General features: G+C 61.2%; 15 protein-coding genes. 10 read left to right on the top strand and 5 right to left on the bottom strand.

Annotated elements, in window-relative coordinates; translation table 11 throughout:
• Positions 1-39: 39 nt before the first annotated feature.
• The 3 genes from lysS to DOCECA_RS01910 form a co-directional block, all read right to left on the bottom strand.
• On the bottom strand, positions 40-1,542 hold the full coding sequence (gene lysS, locus DOCECA_RS01920) for a lysine--tRNA ligase (protein ID WP_420764203.1): 1,503 nt from the start codon (positions 1,540-1,542) through the stop codon (positions 40-42).
• 107 nt (positions 1,543-1,649) lie between these two features.
• Positions 1,650-2,745 (bottom strand): peptide chain release factor 2 gene (prfB, locus tag DOCECA_RS01915; RefSeq protein WP_095963568.1). Its coding sequence is split into 2 segments (ribosomal slippage): positions 1,650-2,672 and positions 2,674-2,745, totalling 1,095 coding nucleotides; the frame shifts between segments, so codons are not numbered across the junction.
• A gap of 390 nt (positions 2,746-3,135) precedes the next feature.
• Positions 3,136-3,846, bottom strand: a complete 711-nt coding sequence (locus DOCECA_RS01910; RefSeq protein ID WP_434609775.1) for a tellurite resistance TerB family protein — start codon at positions 3,844-3,846, stop codon at positions 3,136-3,138.
• 185 nt (positions 3,847-4,031) lie between these two features.
• Between DOCECA_RS01910 and DOCECA_RS01905 the strand changes: the two genes are divergently transcribed.
• The 9 genes from DOCECA_RS01905 to DOCECA_RS01865 all read left to right on the top strand — a co-directional run bounded on the left by DOCECA_RS01905 (position 4,032) and on the right by DOCECA_RS01865 (position 12,959).
• Positions 4,032-4,946 (top strand): LysR family transcriptional regulator, encoded by a 915-nt coding sequence (locus DOCECA_RS01905; RefSeq protein ID WP_420764201.1) that lies wholly within the window; start codon positions 4,032-4,034, stop codon positions 4,944-4,946.
• A gap of 97 nt (positions 4,947-5,043) precedes the next feature.
• Positions 5,044-6,501, top strand: coding sequence for a gamma-aminobutyraldehyde dehydrogenase (locus DOCECA_RS01900; protein WP_445571389.1), 1,458 nt, complete (start codon positions 5,044-5,046; stop codon positions 6,499-6,501).
• Between the two features lie 82 nt (positions 6,502-6,583).
• On the top strand, positions 6,584-7,735 hold the full coding sequence (ydcS, locus tag DOCECA_RS01895; RefSeq protein WP_420764199.1) for a putative ABC transporter substrate-binding protein YdcS: 1,152 nt from the start codon (positions 6,584-6,586) through the stop codon (positions 7,733-7,735).
• A gap of 193 nt (positions 7,736-7,928) precedes the next feature.
• Positions 7,929-8,966: an ABC transporter ATP-binding protein gene (locus DOCECA_RS01890; protein ID WP_434609772.1), complete on the top strand. Its 1,038-nt coding sequence runs from the start codon at positions 7,929-7,931 to the stop codon at positions 8,964-8,966.
• A gap of 1 nt (position 8,967) precedes the next feature.
• Positions 8,968-9,915, top strand: a complete 948-nt coding sequence (locus tag DOCECA_RS01885; protein WP_420764197.1) for an ABC transporter permease — start codon at positions 8,968-8,970, stop codon at positions 9,913-9,915.
• A complete protein-coding gene (locus tag DOCECA_RS01880) occupies positions 9,905-10,717 on the top strand; it encodes an ABC transporter permease (protein WP_434609768.1) in 813 nt (270 codons plus the stop codon). The genes DOCECA_RS01885 and DOCECA_RS01880 overlap by 11 nt, the downstream gene beginning before the upstream one ends.
• Before the next feature lie 146 nt (positions 10,718-10,863).
• Positions 10,864-12,288: a gamma-aminobutyraldehyde dehydrogenase gene (locus tag DOCECA_RS01875; RefSeq protein WP_434562487.1), complete on the top strand. Its 1,425-nt coding sequence runs from the start codon at positions 10,864-10,866 to the stop codon at positions 12,286-12,288.
• Positions 12,289-12,433: 145 nt separating this feature from the next.
• Positions 12,434-12,697, top strand: coding sequence for a CopG family ribbon-helix-helix protein (locus DOCECA_RS01870; RefSeq protein WP_420764194.1), 264 nt, complete (start codon positions 12,434-12,436; stop codon positions 12,695-12,697).
• Complete coding sequence (locus tag DOCECA_RS01865) at positions 12,660-12,959, top strand: type II toxin-antitoxin system RelE/ParE family toxin (protein ID WP_445571388.1); 300 nt, start codon at positions 12,660-12,662, stop codon at positions 12,957-12,959. The genes DOCECA_RS01870 and DOCECA_RS01865 overlap by 38 nt, the downstream gene beginning before the upstream one ends.
• 45 nt (positions 12,960-13,004) lie before the next feature.
• On the opposite strand, the gene DOCECA_RS01860 is transcribed toward DOCECA_RS01865, so the two are convergent.
• Entirely contained in the window at positions 13,005-13,190 is a 186-nt protein-coding gene (locus tag DOCECA_RS01860; protein ID WP_434562483.1) for a hypothetical protein, read from the bottom strand.
• Positions 13,191-13,549: 359 nt separating this feature from the next.
• On the opposite strand from DOCECA_RS01860, the gene DOCECA_RS01855 reads away from it, so the two are divergent.
• Positions 13,550-15,175 (top strand): glucan biosynthesis protein D, encoded by a 1,626-nt coding sequence (locus DOCECA_RS01855; RefSeq protein WP_445571387.1) that lies wholly within the window; start codon positions 13,550-13,552, stop codon positions 15,173-15,175.
• Between the two features lie 76 nt (positions 15,176-15,251).
• Here the strand turns inward: DOCECA_RS01855 and DOCECA_RS01850 are convergent, their stop codons facing one another.
• Positions 15,252-16,358 carry an NADH:flavin oxidoreductase/NADH oxidase gene (locus DOCECA_RS01850; RefSeq protein WP_420764190.1) on the bottom strand — a complete coding sequence of 369 codons (1,107 nt, stop codon included), beginning with the start codon at positions 16,356-16,358 and terminating at the stop codon, positions 15,252-15,254.
• Positions 16,359-16,460 lie beyond the last annotated feature (102 nt).

Here is a 16,460-nt window from a genome sequence, read left to right as displayed (position 1 = left end):
AAAAAGCCGCCCATCGAGGCGGCTTTTTGATTCAGACCATTACGCTTGGGGCCGCATGTGCGGGAAGAGGATCACATCCCGGATCGACGGCGAGTTGGTCAGCAACATCACCAGGCGATCGATGCCGATGCCTTCACCTGCGGTCGGCGGCATGCCGTACTCCAAGGCGCGGACGAAGTCGGCGTCGTAGTGCATGGCTTCGTCGTCGCCCGCGTCCTTGTCGGCTACCTGGGCCATGAAGCGCTCGGCCTGGTCTTCCGCGTCATTGAGCTCGGAATAGGCGTTGGCGATTTCCCGGCCACCGATGAACAGCTCGAAGCGGTCGGTCACGCTTGGGTCTTCGTCGTTGCGACGGGCCAGCGGCGATACTTCGAACGGGTACTGGGTGATGAAGTGCGGCTGCTCCAGCTTGTGCTCCACCAGCTCTTCGAAAATCATCACCTGCAGCTTGCCCAGGCCTTCGAAGCCAAGCACCTTGGCGCCGGCCTTCTTAGCGATGGCACGGGCCTTGTCGATGTCCTGCAGATCGGCGGCGGTGATCTCAGGGTTGTACTTGAGGATCGAATCGAACACCGACAGGCGCACGAACGGCTCGCCGAAGTGGAACACTTTGTCGCCGTATGGCACATCGGTGCTGCCCAGGACCAACTGCGCCAGTTCGCGGAACAGTTCTTCGGTCAGGTCCATGTTGTCTTCGTAGTCAGCATAGGCCTGGTAGAACTCGAGCATGGTGAACTCGGGGTTGTGCCGGGTCGAAACGCCTTCGTTACGGAAGTTGCGGTTGATCTCGAACACTTTCTCGAAGCCGCCGACCACCAGGCGCTTGAGGTACAGCTCCGGGGCGATACGCAGGAACATTTCCATGTCCAGGGCGTTATGGTGGGTTTCGAACGGCTTGGCCGCCGCGCCGCCAGGGATGGTCTGGAGCATCGGCGTCTCGACTTCCAGGAAGTCACGCTTCATCAGGAAGCTGCGGATGTGGGCGATGACTTGCGAACGCACGCGGAAGGTCTGGCGCACGTCTTCGTTGACGATCAGGTCGACGTAGCGCTGGCGGTAACGTTGCTCGGTGTCGGTCAGGCCGTGGTGCTTGTCCGGCAGCGGGCGCAAGGACTTGGTCAGCAGGCGCACGCTGGTCATTTCGACGTACAGGTCGCCCTTGCCGGAGCGGGCCAGGGTGCCTTCGGCGGCGATGATGTCGCCCAGGTCCCAGGTCTTGACGGCGGCCAGGGTTTCTTCCGGCAGGGTCTTGCGGTTGACGTAGACCTGAATGCGCCCGGTCATGTCCTGGATCACCATGAACGAACCACGGTTGAGCATGATGCGACCGGCAACCTTGACCGCAATCGCCGCCTCGGCCAGCTCTTCCTTGGTCTTGTCTGCGTACTTCTTCTGCAGGACGTCGCAATACGCGTCGCGGCGGAAGTCGTTGGGGAAGGCCTGGCCCTTCTCGCGCTCGGCAGCAAGCTTTTCCTTGCGCAGGGCGATCAGGGAGTTTTCTTCCTGTTGCAGGGCTTGCGGGTCGAGTTCTAGGTCGCTCATGTCTTTAAGGATTCCATCACAGGTTCGTTGCCCCCGGCCCCGGGCCGGAGTTTGCGGGCAGGCCTCGCTTGCGTGCAAGCGTGCCTGCCCACCGCGTGGGTGTCGCGTTACAGCCCTTGCTTGAGGCTGGCGATCAGGTATTCATCGATGTCGCCATCGAGCACTTTGTCGCAGTCGCTGCGTTCGATGCTGGTACGCAAGTCCTTGATCCGCGAGGCGTCGAGCACGTACGAACGGATCTGGTGACCCCAGCCGATGTCGGACTTGGTGTCTTCCAGTGCCTGGGACGCGGCGTTGCGCTTCTGCACTTCCTGCTCGTACAAGCGGGCCCGCAACATTTTCATCGCGGTGTCTTTGTTGGCGTGCTGGGAACGTTCGTTCTGGCAACTTACCACCGTGTTGGTCGGTACGTGGGTAATCCGCACGGCCGAGTCAGTGGTGTTTACGTGCTGGCCACCGGCACCGGAGGAGCGGTAGGTGTCGATGCGCAGGTCGGCCGGGTTGATCTCGATTTCGATGTTGTCATCGATTTCCGGAGAGACGAATACCGCCGAGAATGAGGTGTGGCGCCGGTTGCCGGAGTCGAACGGGCTCTTGCGTACCAGGCGGTGCACGCCGATCTCGGTCCGCAGCCAACCAAAGGCGTATTCGCCCTTGATGTGCACGGTGGCGCCCTTGATCCCGGCGACTTCGCCGGCGGACAGTTCCATGATCGTGGCGTCGAAACCGCGTTTGTCAGCCCAGCGCAGGTACATGCGCAGCAGGATGTTGGCCCAGTCCTGGGCTTCGGTGCCGCCGGAACCGGCCTGGATGTCCAGGTAGGCGTTGTTCATGTCCATCTCGCCGCTGAACATGCGACGGAATTCCAGCTTGGCGAGGTTCTCGTCCAGGCGAGTCAGTTCGGCGACGACATCGCCGACCGCGCCTTCGTCGTTCTCTTCGACAGCCATGTCCAGCAGGTCGCGACAATCGGCCAGGCCGCTGGACAATTCGTCCAGGGTCTCGACGATCTGCGCCAGCGCAGAACGCTCGCGGCCCAGTTCCTGGGCGTAGGAAGGGTTGTTCCAGACATTCGGATCTTCAAGCTCGCGATTGACTTCGGTCAGGCGCTCATGCTTTTGATCGTAGTCAAAGATACCCCCGAATAGTTTCGGAGCGCTCGGACAGGTCCTTGATAGTGTTCAGGATCGGGTTGATTTCCATGGCGGGCAGCACTCGTTGGCGAACTTTTGAAAGCCGGCGAGTATAACGTAATCAAACGCCAGCGGCAGCCCGCCCGGCGGCTTTAGGGGCAATGAGATTCCGCGTACGCCCCCTGTGGCGAGGGAGCTTGCTCCCGCTGGGGCGCGCAGCGCCCCTGAAACCAGTTGGCTCGGTGTGTCAGGTTGACCGAGGGAGCCATTTTAGGGCTGCTGCGCAACCCAGCGCGATCAAGCTCCCTCGCCACGAAAAGCATCTTTCGCCGCAAACCTATTCCACCCCCACCCGATTGCCGGCCGGAAGGTCGGAGGATCAGCAGCGACGGCTGGGACTGATCCCGCAGCAACCCTCCACAGGTATAGTTTCAACTCTTCCAATTACTCTACGAACAGATCAGGCAGTCGCCTGGCGCACCTGCTTTTCCAGTTCCGCCTTCAACCCCGGCTCCAGCTTCAACTGCCGCGCCAGTTCGTCGAGGTAGGACTTTTCCATGAAATTCTCTTCGTCCACCAACATCACACTGGCGATGTACATCTCTGCGGCGATTTCCGGCGTGCTTGCGGCACGTGCCACGTCGGTGGGGTCCAGCGGTTTGTTGAGCTCGGCATGCAGCCAGTGTTGAAGCTCCTGGTCGTTATCGAGCTTGGTGAATTCGCCTTCGATCAACTGCCGCTCGCGGTCATCCACATGGCCGTCAGCCTTGGCCGCCGCGACCAGGGCCTTGAGGATCGCCTGGCTGTGTTGCTCGACTTGCGCCGCCGGCACGCGGTCCAGGGTCTGCGGCTCGGTTTTCGGCGCGTTGCCCTGTTGGGCCTGCCAATTGCCGTAAGCCTTGTAGGCAATCACGCCCAGGGCAGCCAGGCCACCATAAGCCAGCGCCTTGCCACCAAAATTGCGGGCTTTCTTGTTGCCCAGCAGCATGCCCATGGCGCTCGCCGCCAGCGCCCCGCCCCCCGCGCCGGACAGCATGCCGCCCAGGTTGCCGGAGCCGCCGAGCAACCCGCCCAGGCCGCTGGATGGCTTGCCTTGCGAACCGCCGGCCTTGTTCTGCAACATTTCCTGACCGGACTTGAGTAACTGATCGAGCAATCCACGGGTGTTCATTTGCCGCCTCCACGCATTCGGGTTAACCGGATCATAAGGCCCTCAGCCTAGAACGAAAGTGCCCTACTACCCTTGGTCACATTGCTTCGAGATGTTGCCTGGGCAACCAAAGTCTCGCCGGCAACATTCGATAAAAACGATATACACTTCAAGGTCTCGATAAATCCGATCTCAGGATGTGCGTCATGATGACCCTGCGCCAGATCCGTCATTTCATCGCAGTGGCCGAGACCGGCTCGATCTCCGCCGCCGCGCAGACCGCATTCATCTCCCAATCGACCTTGACCCTGGCAATCCAGCAACTGGAAGAGGAAATCGGCGTCAGCCTGTTCAACCGCCACGCGAAAGGCATGACGCTGACCCATCAGGGACACCAGTTCCTGCGCCAGGCCCATCTGATTCTCGCCACGGTCGATAACGCCAAGCGTAGCCTGCAGCAAAGCACCGACCAGGTGGCCGGCCAGATCACCATCGGCGTGACCAGCCTGGTCGCCGGTTACTACCTGGCGGATCTCCTGACCCGTTTCCAGCGCGCCTACCCCAATGTGGCAATCCGGGTTATGGAGGACGAACGTCCCTACATCGAACATCTGCTGGTCAGCGGTGAGATCGATGTCGGCGTGCTGATCCTCTCCAACCTGGAAGACCGCCACGCCCTGCAGACCGAAGTGCTGACCCACTCACCCCATCGCTTGTGGTTGCCGGCGCAGCATCCGCTGCTTGAAAACGACAGCATCCACCTGGCGGATGTCGCCCGGGAACAGCTGATCCAATTGAACGTCGATGAAATGGACCGCAACGCGCAACGCCTGTGGCGCGGCGCCGGCCTGCAACCGCAAATCACCCTCCGCACAGCCTCGACCGAAGCGGTACGCAGCCTGGTGGCGGCCGGCCTGGGTGTTTCGATCCAGCCGGACATGACCTACCGCCCCTGGTCGCTGGAAGGCGACATCATCGAGGCGCGCCCCATCGCCGACCTCAACCAGACGCTGGATGTCGGGCTGGCCTGGCGCCGGGGAACTGCACGCCCGGCCTCGGTCGACCCGTTCCTGGCGGTCGCTCGGGAACAATCCCATGGCGGACGCAAGCCATCGATTTAATCGAACGCAGCGTTGAGTATTTCGAATTTGTAGGCCTTGCGAGTGCGCACTAGTCTTGCTGAATCCTCAAGACTGCTGACAACTCGAGAAATAAAACATGGCTGGCACGCAAACCCCGTTGTGTACCGCGTTGTTGATCAACGGAGAATTGGCGGCCGGCGAGGGTTTTGTCGAGCCGATTCTCAACCCGGCCACGGGTGAAGTGGTTGCGCAAATCGCCGAGGGCAGTATCGAACAGGTCGAAGCCGCGATCCTCGCGGCTCATCACGCCTTCGGCGGCTGGTCACGTACCACGCCGCAACAACGCTCGAACCTGCTGCTGGAAATCGCCAGCGCCATCGAAAAAAATGCCGATCACCTGGCCCGTCTCGAATCCTTGAACTGCGGCAAGCCCTTGCACCTGGCTCGCCAGGATGATTTGAGCGCCACGGTGGATGTGCTCCGTTTCTTTGCCGGCGCGGTGCGCTGCCAGACCGGCCAGCTCAGCGGTGAATACCTGCCGGGCTACACCAGCATGGTGCGCCGCGACCCGATCGGCGTGGTGGCCTCCATCGCGCCGTGGAACTACCCCATCATGATGGCGGCCTGGAAGATCGCCCCGGCCCTGGCCGCTGGCAATACCTTGGTGTTCAAGCCTTCCGAGCACACGCCGCTGTCGATCCTGGCCCTGGCGCCAATACTGGCCGAGATCCTGCCGCCCGGCGTCATCAACATCATCTGCGGTGGCGGCGAAGGCGTCGGCAGCCATCTGGTCAGCCATCCGAAGGTGCGCATGGTCTCGCTGACCGGCGATATCGTCACCGGCCAGAAGATCCTTCAGGCGGCGGCGAAAACCCTCAAGCGCACGCATCTGGAACTGGGTGGCAAGGCCCCAGTGATTGTCTGTGACGACGCCGATCTCCAAGCGGTGATCGAGGGCGTGCGCACCTATGGTTATTACAACGCCGGACAGGATTGCACCGCCGCCTGCCGGATCTACGCCCAGGCCGGTATCCACGACCGGCTAGTGGCGGAACTCGGCGCGGCGGTCGGCAGCCTGCGCTTTGCCGGCAAGCGCGACGCCGACAATGAAATCGGTCCGCTGATCAGCGTGCGCCAGCGCGACCGTGTCGCCAGTTTTGTCGAGCGAGCCCTTGGCCAGCCGCACATCGAACGCATCACCGGTGCGGCGGTGCATTCCGGGGCCGGTTTCTACTATCAGCCGACGCTGCTGGCCGGCTGCAAGCAAAGCGATGAGATCGTCCAACGGGAAGTGTTCGGCCCGGTGGTCACCGTGACCCGCTTCGACGAGCTCAGCCAAGCGGTGGACTGGGCCAACGATTCGGAATATGGCCTGGCCTCCTCGGTATGGACCCAGAACCTGGACAAGGCGATGCAAGTGGCGGCACGGCTGCAATACGGCTGCACCTGGATCAACAGCCATTTCATGCTGGTCAGCGAGATGCCCCACGGCGGCTTGAAACGCTCGGGCTACGGCAAGGATCTGTCCAGCGATTCGCTCCAGGACTACAGCGTGGTGCGCCATATCATGGCCCGGCATGGCCGGGAGCTTTGAGCTTGCAGCTAAGCTAAAACAATAACCAGCGACACGTTCTCAAAAAACTGCCCCGACCATAATTAAAGCAAGAGGGATTTCCATGTACGCGCACAAGACCGTATTGCTCAGTGCAATCACCACGGCGCTGCTGACCAGCGTCAGCGTCCAGGCCGCCGAACCGCTCAAGGCCATTGGTGCCGGCGAAGGCCAATTGGATATCGTCGCCTGGCCGGGCTACATCGAACGCGGTGAAAGCGACAAGGCCTATGACTGGGTCACCGGTTTCGAAAAGGAAACCGGCTGCAAGGTCAACGTCAAAACCGCCGCCACGTCCGATGAAATGGTCAGCCTGATGAGCAAGGGCGGCTATGACCTCGTCACTGCTTCGGGCGATGCCTCGTTGCGGCTGATTGCCGGCAAACGCGTGCAGCCGATCAACACCGCGCTGATCGCCAATTGGAAAAACCTCGACCCGCGCCTCAAAGACGCGCCGTGGTATGTGGTTAATCAACAGACCTACGGCACGCCCTACCAGTGGGGCCCAAACGTGTTGATGTACAACACCCAGGTATTCAAGCAGGCACCGACCAGTTGGAGCGTGCTGTTCGAAGCCCAGAACCTGCCCGACGGAAAGCCGAACAAGGGGCGCGTGCAAGCCTACGACGGCCCGATCTACATCGCCGACGCGGCGCTTTATCTCATGACCGCCAAACCTGAACTGGGTATCAAGGACCCGTACCAGCTCGACGAAACCCAGTACAAGGCTGTGCTCCAATTGCTACGGGCCCAGCAACCGTTGATTCACCGCTACTGGCATGACACCACCGTGCAGATGAGCGACTTCAAGAACGAAGGCGTGGTGGCGTCCGGCGCCTGGCCGTATCAGGTCAACGGTTTGATGAACGAGAAACAGCCAATCGCCTCGACCATTCCCAAAGAAGGCGCCACCGGCTGGGCCGACACCACCATGCTGCACGCCGAGGCCAAGCACCCCAACTGCGCCTACAAGTGGATGGATTGGTCGCTGCAACCGAAAGTCCAGGGTGACGTGGCCGCATGGTTCGGCTCCTTGCCTGCCGTGCCCGAGGCGTGCAAAGGCAGCGAACTGCTGGGCGCCGAAGGTTGCAAAACCAACGGTTTCGATCAGTTCGACAAGATCGCTTTCTGGAAAACGCCCCAGGCCGAGGGTGGCAAGTTCGTACCGTACAGCCGCTGGACCCAGGATTACATAGCGATCATGGGTGGGCGTTAACGCACTATCTCCGTGGCGAGGGAGCTTGCTCCCGCTGTTGGCGCAGCCATCCCAAAACCAGCCGATGCGGTGAAACAGGCAAGACCGCATCGGTCGGTTTTGGGCGTGCTTCGCCCGCCAGCGGGAGCAAGCTCCCTCGCCACGGGATTGCATTTCAATATTCATAGCGCCCCGTTTTGTGGAGCCCCGCACCATGACACTTGCAGTCCAGTTCACCCATGTGTCCCGTCAGTTCGGCGATGTGAAGGCCGTCGATCGGGTCTCCATCGACATCCAGGACGGCGAGTTCTTCTCCATGCTGGGCCCTTCCGGCTCCGGCAAGACCACCTGCCTGCGGCTGATTGCAGGCTTCGAGCAACCCAGCGCCGGTTCGATCCGTATCCACGGTGAAGAAGCCGTGGGTCTTGCGCCCTACCAGCGGGACGTGAATACGGTTTTCCAGGACTACGCCCTGTTCCCCCATATGAATGTGCGCGACAACGTGGCCTATGGCTTGAAAGTCAAAGGCGTCGCCAAGGCCGAGCGCATCAAGCGCGCCGACGAAGCCTTGGAGATGGTAGCCCTGGGCGGCTACGGCGAGCGCAAGCCGGTGCAACTTTCCGGCGGCCAGCGCCAGCGTGTCGCCCTGGCCCGTGCGTTGGTCAATCGCCCACGGGTATTGTTGCTGGACGAGCCGCTGGGCGCCCTCGACTTGAAGCTGCGTGAACAGATGCAAGGCGAACTGAAGAAGCTGCAACGGCAGCTGGGCATCACCTTCATTTTCGTTACTCATGACCAGACCGAAGCGTTGTCGATGTCCGATCGCGTGGCGGTGTTCAACAAGGGCCGCATTGAACAGGTCGATACGCCGCGCAACCTGTACATGAAACCGGCCACTACCTTCGTTGCCGAATTCGTCGGCACCTCCAACGTGATCCGCGGCGAACTGGCGCGACAACTGAGCGGTTATCCACAGCCGTTCTCGATTCGTCCGGAACACGTGCGTTTTGCCGAAGGACCGCTGGCGAGTCATGAAATAGAGGTCAATGGCCTGCTCCATGACATCCAGTACCAAGGCAGCGCGACACGCTACGAATTGAAGCTGGAAAACGGCCAGACCCTGAGCCTCAGCCAGGCCAACACCCAGTGGAGCGACAACGGCACCCGGCATCAGGCCGGCCAGCACCTGGCCGTGCGCTGGGCCCGCGAGGCGATGGTTGCCCTGCACGACACCGTCGGCAGCGAGGTCTGAGATGAGCACCCTGGCCATGACTCAAACAGCGACGCACGGCTCGGCGTTGCGGCGCTTTTCGAATCTGCTGTACCGACGACCGAATCTGTATCTGTCGATGCTGCTGGTGCCTCCGCTGATCTGGTTCGGCGCGATCTACCTGGGTTCGTTGCTGACCCTGCTCTGGCAGGGCTTCTACACTTTCGACGACTTCACCATGGCGGTCACGCCGGACCTGACCCTGGCGAATTTTTCAGCACTGTTTCAGCCATCGAATTTCGACATCATCGCTCGCACCCTGACCATGGCGATTGCCGTGTCCATCGCGAGCGCCCTGGTTGCGTTCCCGATTGCCTATTACATGGCGCGCCACACCAGCGGCAAGACCAAGGCGTTCTTCTACATCGCGGTGATGCTGCCGATGTGGGCCAGCTATATCGTCAAGGCTTATGCCTGGACGCTGTTGCTGGCCAAAGGCGGCGTGGCGCAATGGTTCGTCCAGCACCTGGGCCTGGGGCCGCTGCTGCAATGGGCGCTGGAGATTCCCGGCGTGGGCGGCAGCACGTTGTCCACATCGCACTTGGGGCGCTTCCTGGTGTTCGTCTACATCTGGCTGCCGTTCATGATCCTGCCGATCCAGGCATCCCTCGAACGCCTGCCGCCATCGCTGCTGCAGGCCTCGGCGGACCTGGGCGCCCGTCCACACCAGACATTCATGCAAGTGATCCTGCCGCTGTCGGTCCCAGGCATCGCGGCCGGCTCGATCTTCACCTTCTCGCTGACCCTGGGGGATTTCATCGTGCCGCAACTGGTGGGCCCGCCGGGCTACTTCGTCGGCAGCATGGTCTACGCCCAGCAAGGCGCCATCGGCAACATGCCCATGGCCGCGGCATTCACGCTGGTGCCCATCGTGCTGATCGCCATCTATCTTTCCATCGTCAAGCGACTGGGGGCTTTCGATGCACTCTGACTCTCGAGCGTCATGGGGCCTGCGCATCGCGGCATGGGGCGGGCTGGTGTTCCTGCACTTCCCGATCCTGATCATCTTCCTTTATGCCTTCAACACCGAAGACGCCGCGTTCAGCTTCCCGCCCAAGGGCCTGACGTTGAAATGGTTTAGCGTGGCCTTTTCGCGCCCGGACGTGCTGGAAGCGATCAAGTTGTCGTTGCAAGTGGCGGCTGTCGCCACGCTGATCGCCATGGTGCTCGGCACCCTGGCCTCGGCGGCGCTGTATCGCCGGGACTTCTTCGGCAAACAAGGCATTTCGCTGATGTTGATCCTGCCGATTGCCCTACCGGGGATCATCACCGGCATTGCGCTCTTGGCGACCTTCAAGAGCCTGGGCATCGAGCCGGGGATGTTCACCATCATCGTCGGCCACGCAACCTTCTGCGTGGTGATCGTCTACAACAACGTCATCGCCCGCCTGCGCCGCACGTCCCATAGTCTGATCGAAGCCTCGATGGACCTGGGCGCCGACGGCTGGCAGACCTTTCGCTACATCGTCCTGCCCAACCTGGGATCGGCCCTGCTGGCCGGCGGGATGCTGGCGTTTGCCTTGTCGTTCGATGAAATCATCGTCACCACCTTCACCGCCGGCCACGAGCGCACCTTGCCGCTCTGGCTGCTCAACCAGCTCAGCCGCCCTCGCGACGTCCCAGTAACCAATGTGGTGGCGATGCTGGTGATGTTGGTCACGATGTTGCCGATCCTCGGCGCGTATTACCTGACCCGTGGTGGCGAAAGCGTGGCGGGGAGCGGTGGGAAATAGATTCGCCGCCAAAATGAATATCCCCTGTGGGAGCGAGCCTGCTCGCGATGACTGACCAGCGCTCAACACAGATGTCGGCTGCAAGGACGCCTTCGCGAGCAGGCTCGCTCCCACAGAAAAGCACTAACGTTCAAGAGGACATGGACATGCAAACCAAACTGCTTATCAACGGCCACCTCGTCAACGGCGAGGGCCCTGGCCAGGCCGTTTTCAATCCGGCCCTGGGCCGGGTGCTGGTGGAAATCAACGAAGCCAGCGAGGCCCAGGTCGATGCCGCGGTCCGCGCTGCCGATAACGCCTTCGAATCCTGGTCGCAGGTGCCGCCCAAGGACCGTTCCCTGTTGCTGCTCAAGCTGGCGGACGCCATCGAGACCCATGGCGAGGAACTGGCGAAACTGGAATCGGATAACTGCGGCAAACCGTTCAACGCCGCGCTGAACGACGAAATCCCGGCAATCGCCGACGTGTTCCGCTTCTTTGCCGGCGCCAGTCGCTGCATGAACGGCTCGGCGGGCGGCGAATACCTGCCGGGCCACACCTCGATGATCCGTCGCGACCCGGTGGGCGTCATCGCGTCCATCGCACCGTGGAATTACCCGTTGATGATGGTTGCCTGGAAAATCGCCCCCGCCCTGGCCGCCGGCAACACGGTGGTGCTCAAGCCGTCGGAGCAGACGCCGCTGACAGCGTTGCGCATGGCGGAATTGGCATCAGAGATATTTCCGGCGGGCGTGCTCAACGTGATCTTCGGCCGCGGGCAAACCGTGGGCAACCCGCTGGTCACCCACCCGAAAGTGCGCATGGTATCCCTCACAGGCTCCATCGCCACTGGCTCGAACATCATTTCCAGTACCGCCGACAGCGTCAAACGCATGCACATGGAGTTGGGCGGCAAGGCCCCGGTGATCATTTTCGATGATGCCGACATCGACGCTGCGGTGGAAGGCATCCGCACCTTCGGCTTCTATAACGCTGGCCAGGATTGCACCGCCGCTTGCCGCATCTACGCCCAGCAAGGCATCTACGACAAGTTTGTCGAGAAACTCGGCGCCGCCGTCGCCAGCATCAAGTACGGTCTGCAGAACGAGCCCGACACCGAGATGGGGCCGCTGATCACTGCCCAGCATCGTGACCGAGTGGCCGCCTTCGTCGAGCGAGCCATTGCCCAGCCCCACATCCGCCTGGTCACCGGGGGCAAGGCGGTAGAAGGCAACGGTTTCTTTTTCGAACCGACAGTGCTGGCCGATGCCCAGCAGGATGACGAAATCGTCCGGCGCGAAGTCTTCGGCCCGGTGGTGTCCGTCACGCCGTTCCTTGATGAAGCGCAAGTGTTGGCCTGGGCCAACGATTCGGACTACGGACTGGCCTCATCGGTATGGACCACCGACATCGGCCGCGCCCATCGCCTCTCGGCGCGGCTGCAATACGGCTGCACCTGGGTGAATACCCACTTCATGCTGGTCAGCGAAATGCCCCATGGCGGTCAGAAACGTTCTGGCTACGGCAAGGACATGTCCATGTATGGGTTGGAGGATTACACGGTGGTGCGGCATGTGATGTTCAAGCACTGATGTAGAGACAACGTTGGCAACACATGCCCATGCCTGCCCCGCGTTCGTCCTGCTAAGGTTTTCGTCGATCGGTGCACGCCGCCGGTTGACGGAGATTCTGGCAGCGCCTAGGGTGTCTACAATGTATACATCCAGGAGATGAACCATGGCCTCGCCCGTTTTGTCCTTTCGTGTCGAAGAAGGTCTGGCCCAGCAATTGGACTTGCTGGCTGCCGCCACCGACCGCGACCGTCAATATCACCTCAAGCGTGCATTGGTTCGATATGTGGAAGCCGAATCGTGGCATCTGCAAGCGATCAGCGAAGGCATGGCGGATGCCGATGCTGGACATCTGACCGACCTGGACGCCGTGAAGGCTAAGTGGGCAAAGCGTGCCGAGCATCGTACTGACCGACAAAGCACAGAGTGACCTCGACTCGATCCATGAATATTACTCCCACGCTATCGGCCCGGACGATGCTGATGAGGTCGTCCTCACGATCCTTGGAACGTTGCAGCAACTGCAGCGTTTTCCTGGCTCGGGTCGTCCCTCACCTGCTCCCGATATCCGAGAGCTGGTGCTGACGCGCTATCCGTTTTTTGCGCCTTACCGACTCTTGCATGGGCAACTGCAGGTCCTGCGAGTATTGCACCAGCGCACCGAGCGCCCCCAGGACTGGTCAGAGCAGTAACGCCGACTAACACGTCCCGACCCAGCCGCCGATCTCCATCGGTATTCAAAACCGCGAAACACTGCGCATCGCATCCAGCAGGTAGCGCATGGCGATCCGGTCGCTTTCCGACAGCTCCCGGTACCGTTCGACCAATCTCAATTCTTCCCGGCTGAGCCGGCGTTTCTTGCGCGCGTTGATCAGGCCCGGGAAGACTCCCAGCATTTCGGTAAGGCCCTGTATTTTCGTCATGACTTGTCCTTCTGTTACGTCGAGTTGACCTGATAGCGCCCGGTGAACCGGTTACATCGTCCTTCACACTCAAGAATAGGGAGGATTCATCGGGTGAAAAGGGAGTTTTAGAGTAATTAGTCAAAAAAACCCAAAATGTTCATAAAAAAGGAAATAACTGTAAGAAATTTTGACCAGGTCACGCTTTCCTGTCTCTCCAAGCTCGCATTTCCCCTATGATTTTGCGCCTCGGTGAACCGATCCAGCTCTCAGGTATCTGTTCTTACGTTCGTCGCGTTTGGCCAAAGGCATGTCCGAACTCCTTTTTCAATCTCTGTTGCCAGGATCGGCTCGGGATTGCTTTGATTAAGGTTGTATTTATGCACCGCAGGAATTTGCTCAAGGCCTCCATGGCCTTCGCCGCCTACACCGGGCTATCGGCGTCGGGACTCATGGCCGCACGCGCCTGGGCCGCTGACCAGACCGCCGACGGCGAAGCCCGTCCCTTCGATTTCAAAGGGCTGAAGGATCAGGCGCGGCGGCTGGCCGAGAGCCGCTACGTCGACACCAAGCAAGTCCTGCCACCGACCCTGGCCCAGATGTCGCCGCTGCAGTTCAATGCCATCCGGTACGACGCCAACCACTCCCTGTGGAATGAGCTGGACGGGCAATTGGACGCACAGTTCTTCCATGTCGGCATGGGTTTCAAGCAACCGGTTCGCATGTACAGCGTCGACCCAAAGACGCGTATGGCCCGTGAGGTGCATTTCCGCCCGGAGCTGTTCAACTACGAAAAGACCACGGTCAATACCTCGCAATTGACGGGTGACCTGGGCTTCGCGGGTTTCCGGGTGTTCAAGGCACCGGAGCTGGACCGGCACGACATCGTTTCATTCCTGGGGGCCAGCTATTTCCGCGCCGTCGATGCCAGCGGCCAGTACGGGCTGTCGGCCCGGGGCCTGGCCATCGACACCTATGCGAAGAAGCGCGAGGAGTTTCCGGATTTCACCAAGTTCTGGTTCGAAACCCCGGACAAGAACAGCACCCGTTTCGTGGTCTACGCCCTGCTCGACTCGCCCAGCGCCACCGGCGCCTATCGTTTCGATATCGATTGCCAGCCGACCCGGGTCGTCATGGAAATCGATGCGCACATCCATGCCCGTACCGCCATTGAGCAACTGGGCATCGCGCCGATGACCAGCATGTTCAGCTGCGGCACGGTCGAGCGGCGCATGTGCGACACCATTCACCCGCAAATCCACGACTCCGACCGGCTGGCCATGTGGCGCGGCAACGGCGAATGGGTCTGCCGCCCGCTGAACAACCCCGCCACCCTGCAATTCAACGCGTTCGCCGACAAGAATCCGAAAGGCTTCGGGCTGGTGCAGACCGACCATGACTTCGACAGCTACCAGGACACCGTGGATTGGTACAGCAAACGTCCGAGCCTGTGGGTCGAGCCTAAGACCGCATGGGGAGAAGGCTCAGTCGATCTGTTGGAAATTCCTACAACCGGCGAAACCCTGGATAACATCGTCGCGTTCTGGACCCCGAAAAAACCCGTCGCCGCCGGTGATTCGCTGAATTACGGCTACAAGCTCTACTGGAGTGCCTTGCCACCCGTGAGCACCGACCTGGCGCGTGTCGATGCCACCCGCTCCGGCATGGGCGGCTTCATCGAAGGCTGGGCACCCGGCGAGCATTACCCGACCGTCTGGGCGCGGCGCTTTGCCGTGGACTTCACCGGCGGTGGCCTCGACCAGTTGCCACCGGGCACCGGTATCGAACCGGTCGTGACCTGCTCCCACGGCGAGGTCAAGGACTTCAACTTGTTGGTACTGGACGCGATCAAGGGCTACCGCATTACTTTCGACTGGTACCCGACCGACGATCGCGTGGACCCGGTAGAGATGCGGCTCTTCCTGCGTTCCAAGGACCGCACGTTGAGCGAGACCTGGCTGTACCAGTATTTCCCGCCGGCGCCGGATCGGCGTAAGTATCCCTGAACCAACTCTGGACACCCGATAAACAAAAAACGAAAAGCCCCGGCCAATGACCGGGGCTTTTTGTTTCATCGCCAATTCAGTCCCGCAGATCCGACTCATGGATCGGCTGGTCCCGATGCGTCGCTCGCTGGTACTGCGCCGGCCAAGTGGCCTTGCGCCCACCCAAGTCATCATCGGCATGCAAGGCCCAATACGGATCGCGCAACAATTCCCGGGCGAGGAAGATGATATCGGCCTGGCAGGTGCGTAGGATGTGCTCGGCCTGGGCCGGCTCGGTAATCATGCCCACGGTGCCGGTGGCAATTTCCGACTCCTTGCGTACCCGCTCGGCGAAGCGGGTCTGATAACCCGGGCCGGTGGGAATTTCCGCATTCGCGGCGGTTCCGCCCGACGACACGTCAATCAAGTCCACCCCCAACATCCTGAATCGTCGCGCCAGTTCCACGGTTTCGTCCGGGTTCCAACCGTCTTCGACCCAGTCGGTGGCGGAGACGCGAACGAACACCGGTAGTTCTTCTGGCCACACCGCCCTCACCGCTTCAGTCACTTGCAGCACCAGCCGGATACGGTTTTCGAACGACCCGCCGTATTGATCGCGGCGCTGGTTGCTCAAGGGCGACAGGAACTGATGCAGCAGGTAACCGTGGGCCGCATGGACCTCGACCACCTTGAAGCCTGCGGTCAGGGCACGCTTGGCCGCGTCCACGAATGCCTGGATCACGCCAGCGATCTGCCCCTCGTCCAATTGCATCGGCTGGGTGTGTTGTGGGTCGAAGGCGATTGGCGAAGGACCGACCGGGACCCAGCCGCCGTCCTCCGGCTTGACGCTGCCATGCTTGCCCAACCAGGGCCGCCAGGTACTTGCCTTGCGACCTGCGTGCGCCAGCTGGATGCCGGGGACGGCCCCTTGGGCGGTGATGAAACGGGTGATGCGTTGCAGCGCCGGGATTTGCTCATCGTTCCACAACCCAAGGTCCTGGGCGGTGATACGGCCGTCCGCGGTGACTGCGGTGGCTTCGGTGAACACCAGCCCGGCGCCGCCCACGGCGCGACTGCCAAGGTGTACCAGGTGCCAGTCGTTGGCCAGGCCATCGACGCTCGAGTATTGGCACATCGGCGAAACCGCGATGCGATTGGGAAGGGTCAATTGGCGAAGGGTATAGGGTTCCAGCAGCAGACTCATGGGGCACCTCTCGAATCAGTGGGCAGGCTCCAGGGTTCTGTTTGAAAAGTCGACGAGTGACAAAAAGGTACAACACCCGCCCCCGCGGGCAAAAAATCCGAC

This window comes from Pseudomonas sp. E102, from assembly GCF_052660185.1.
This window is presented reverse-complemented; position numbering and strand designations above follow the sequence as displayed.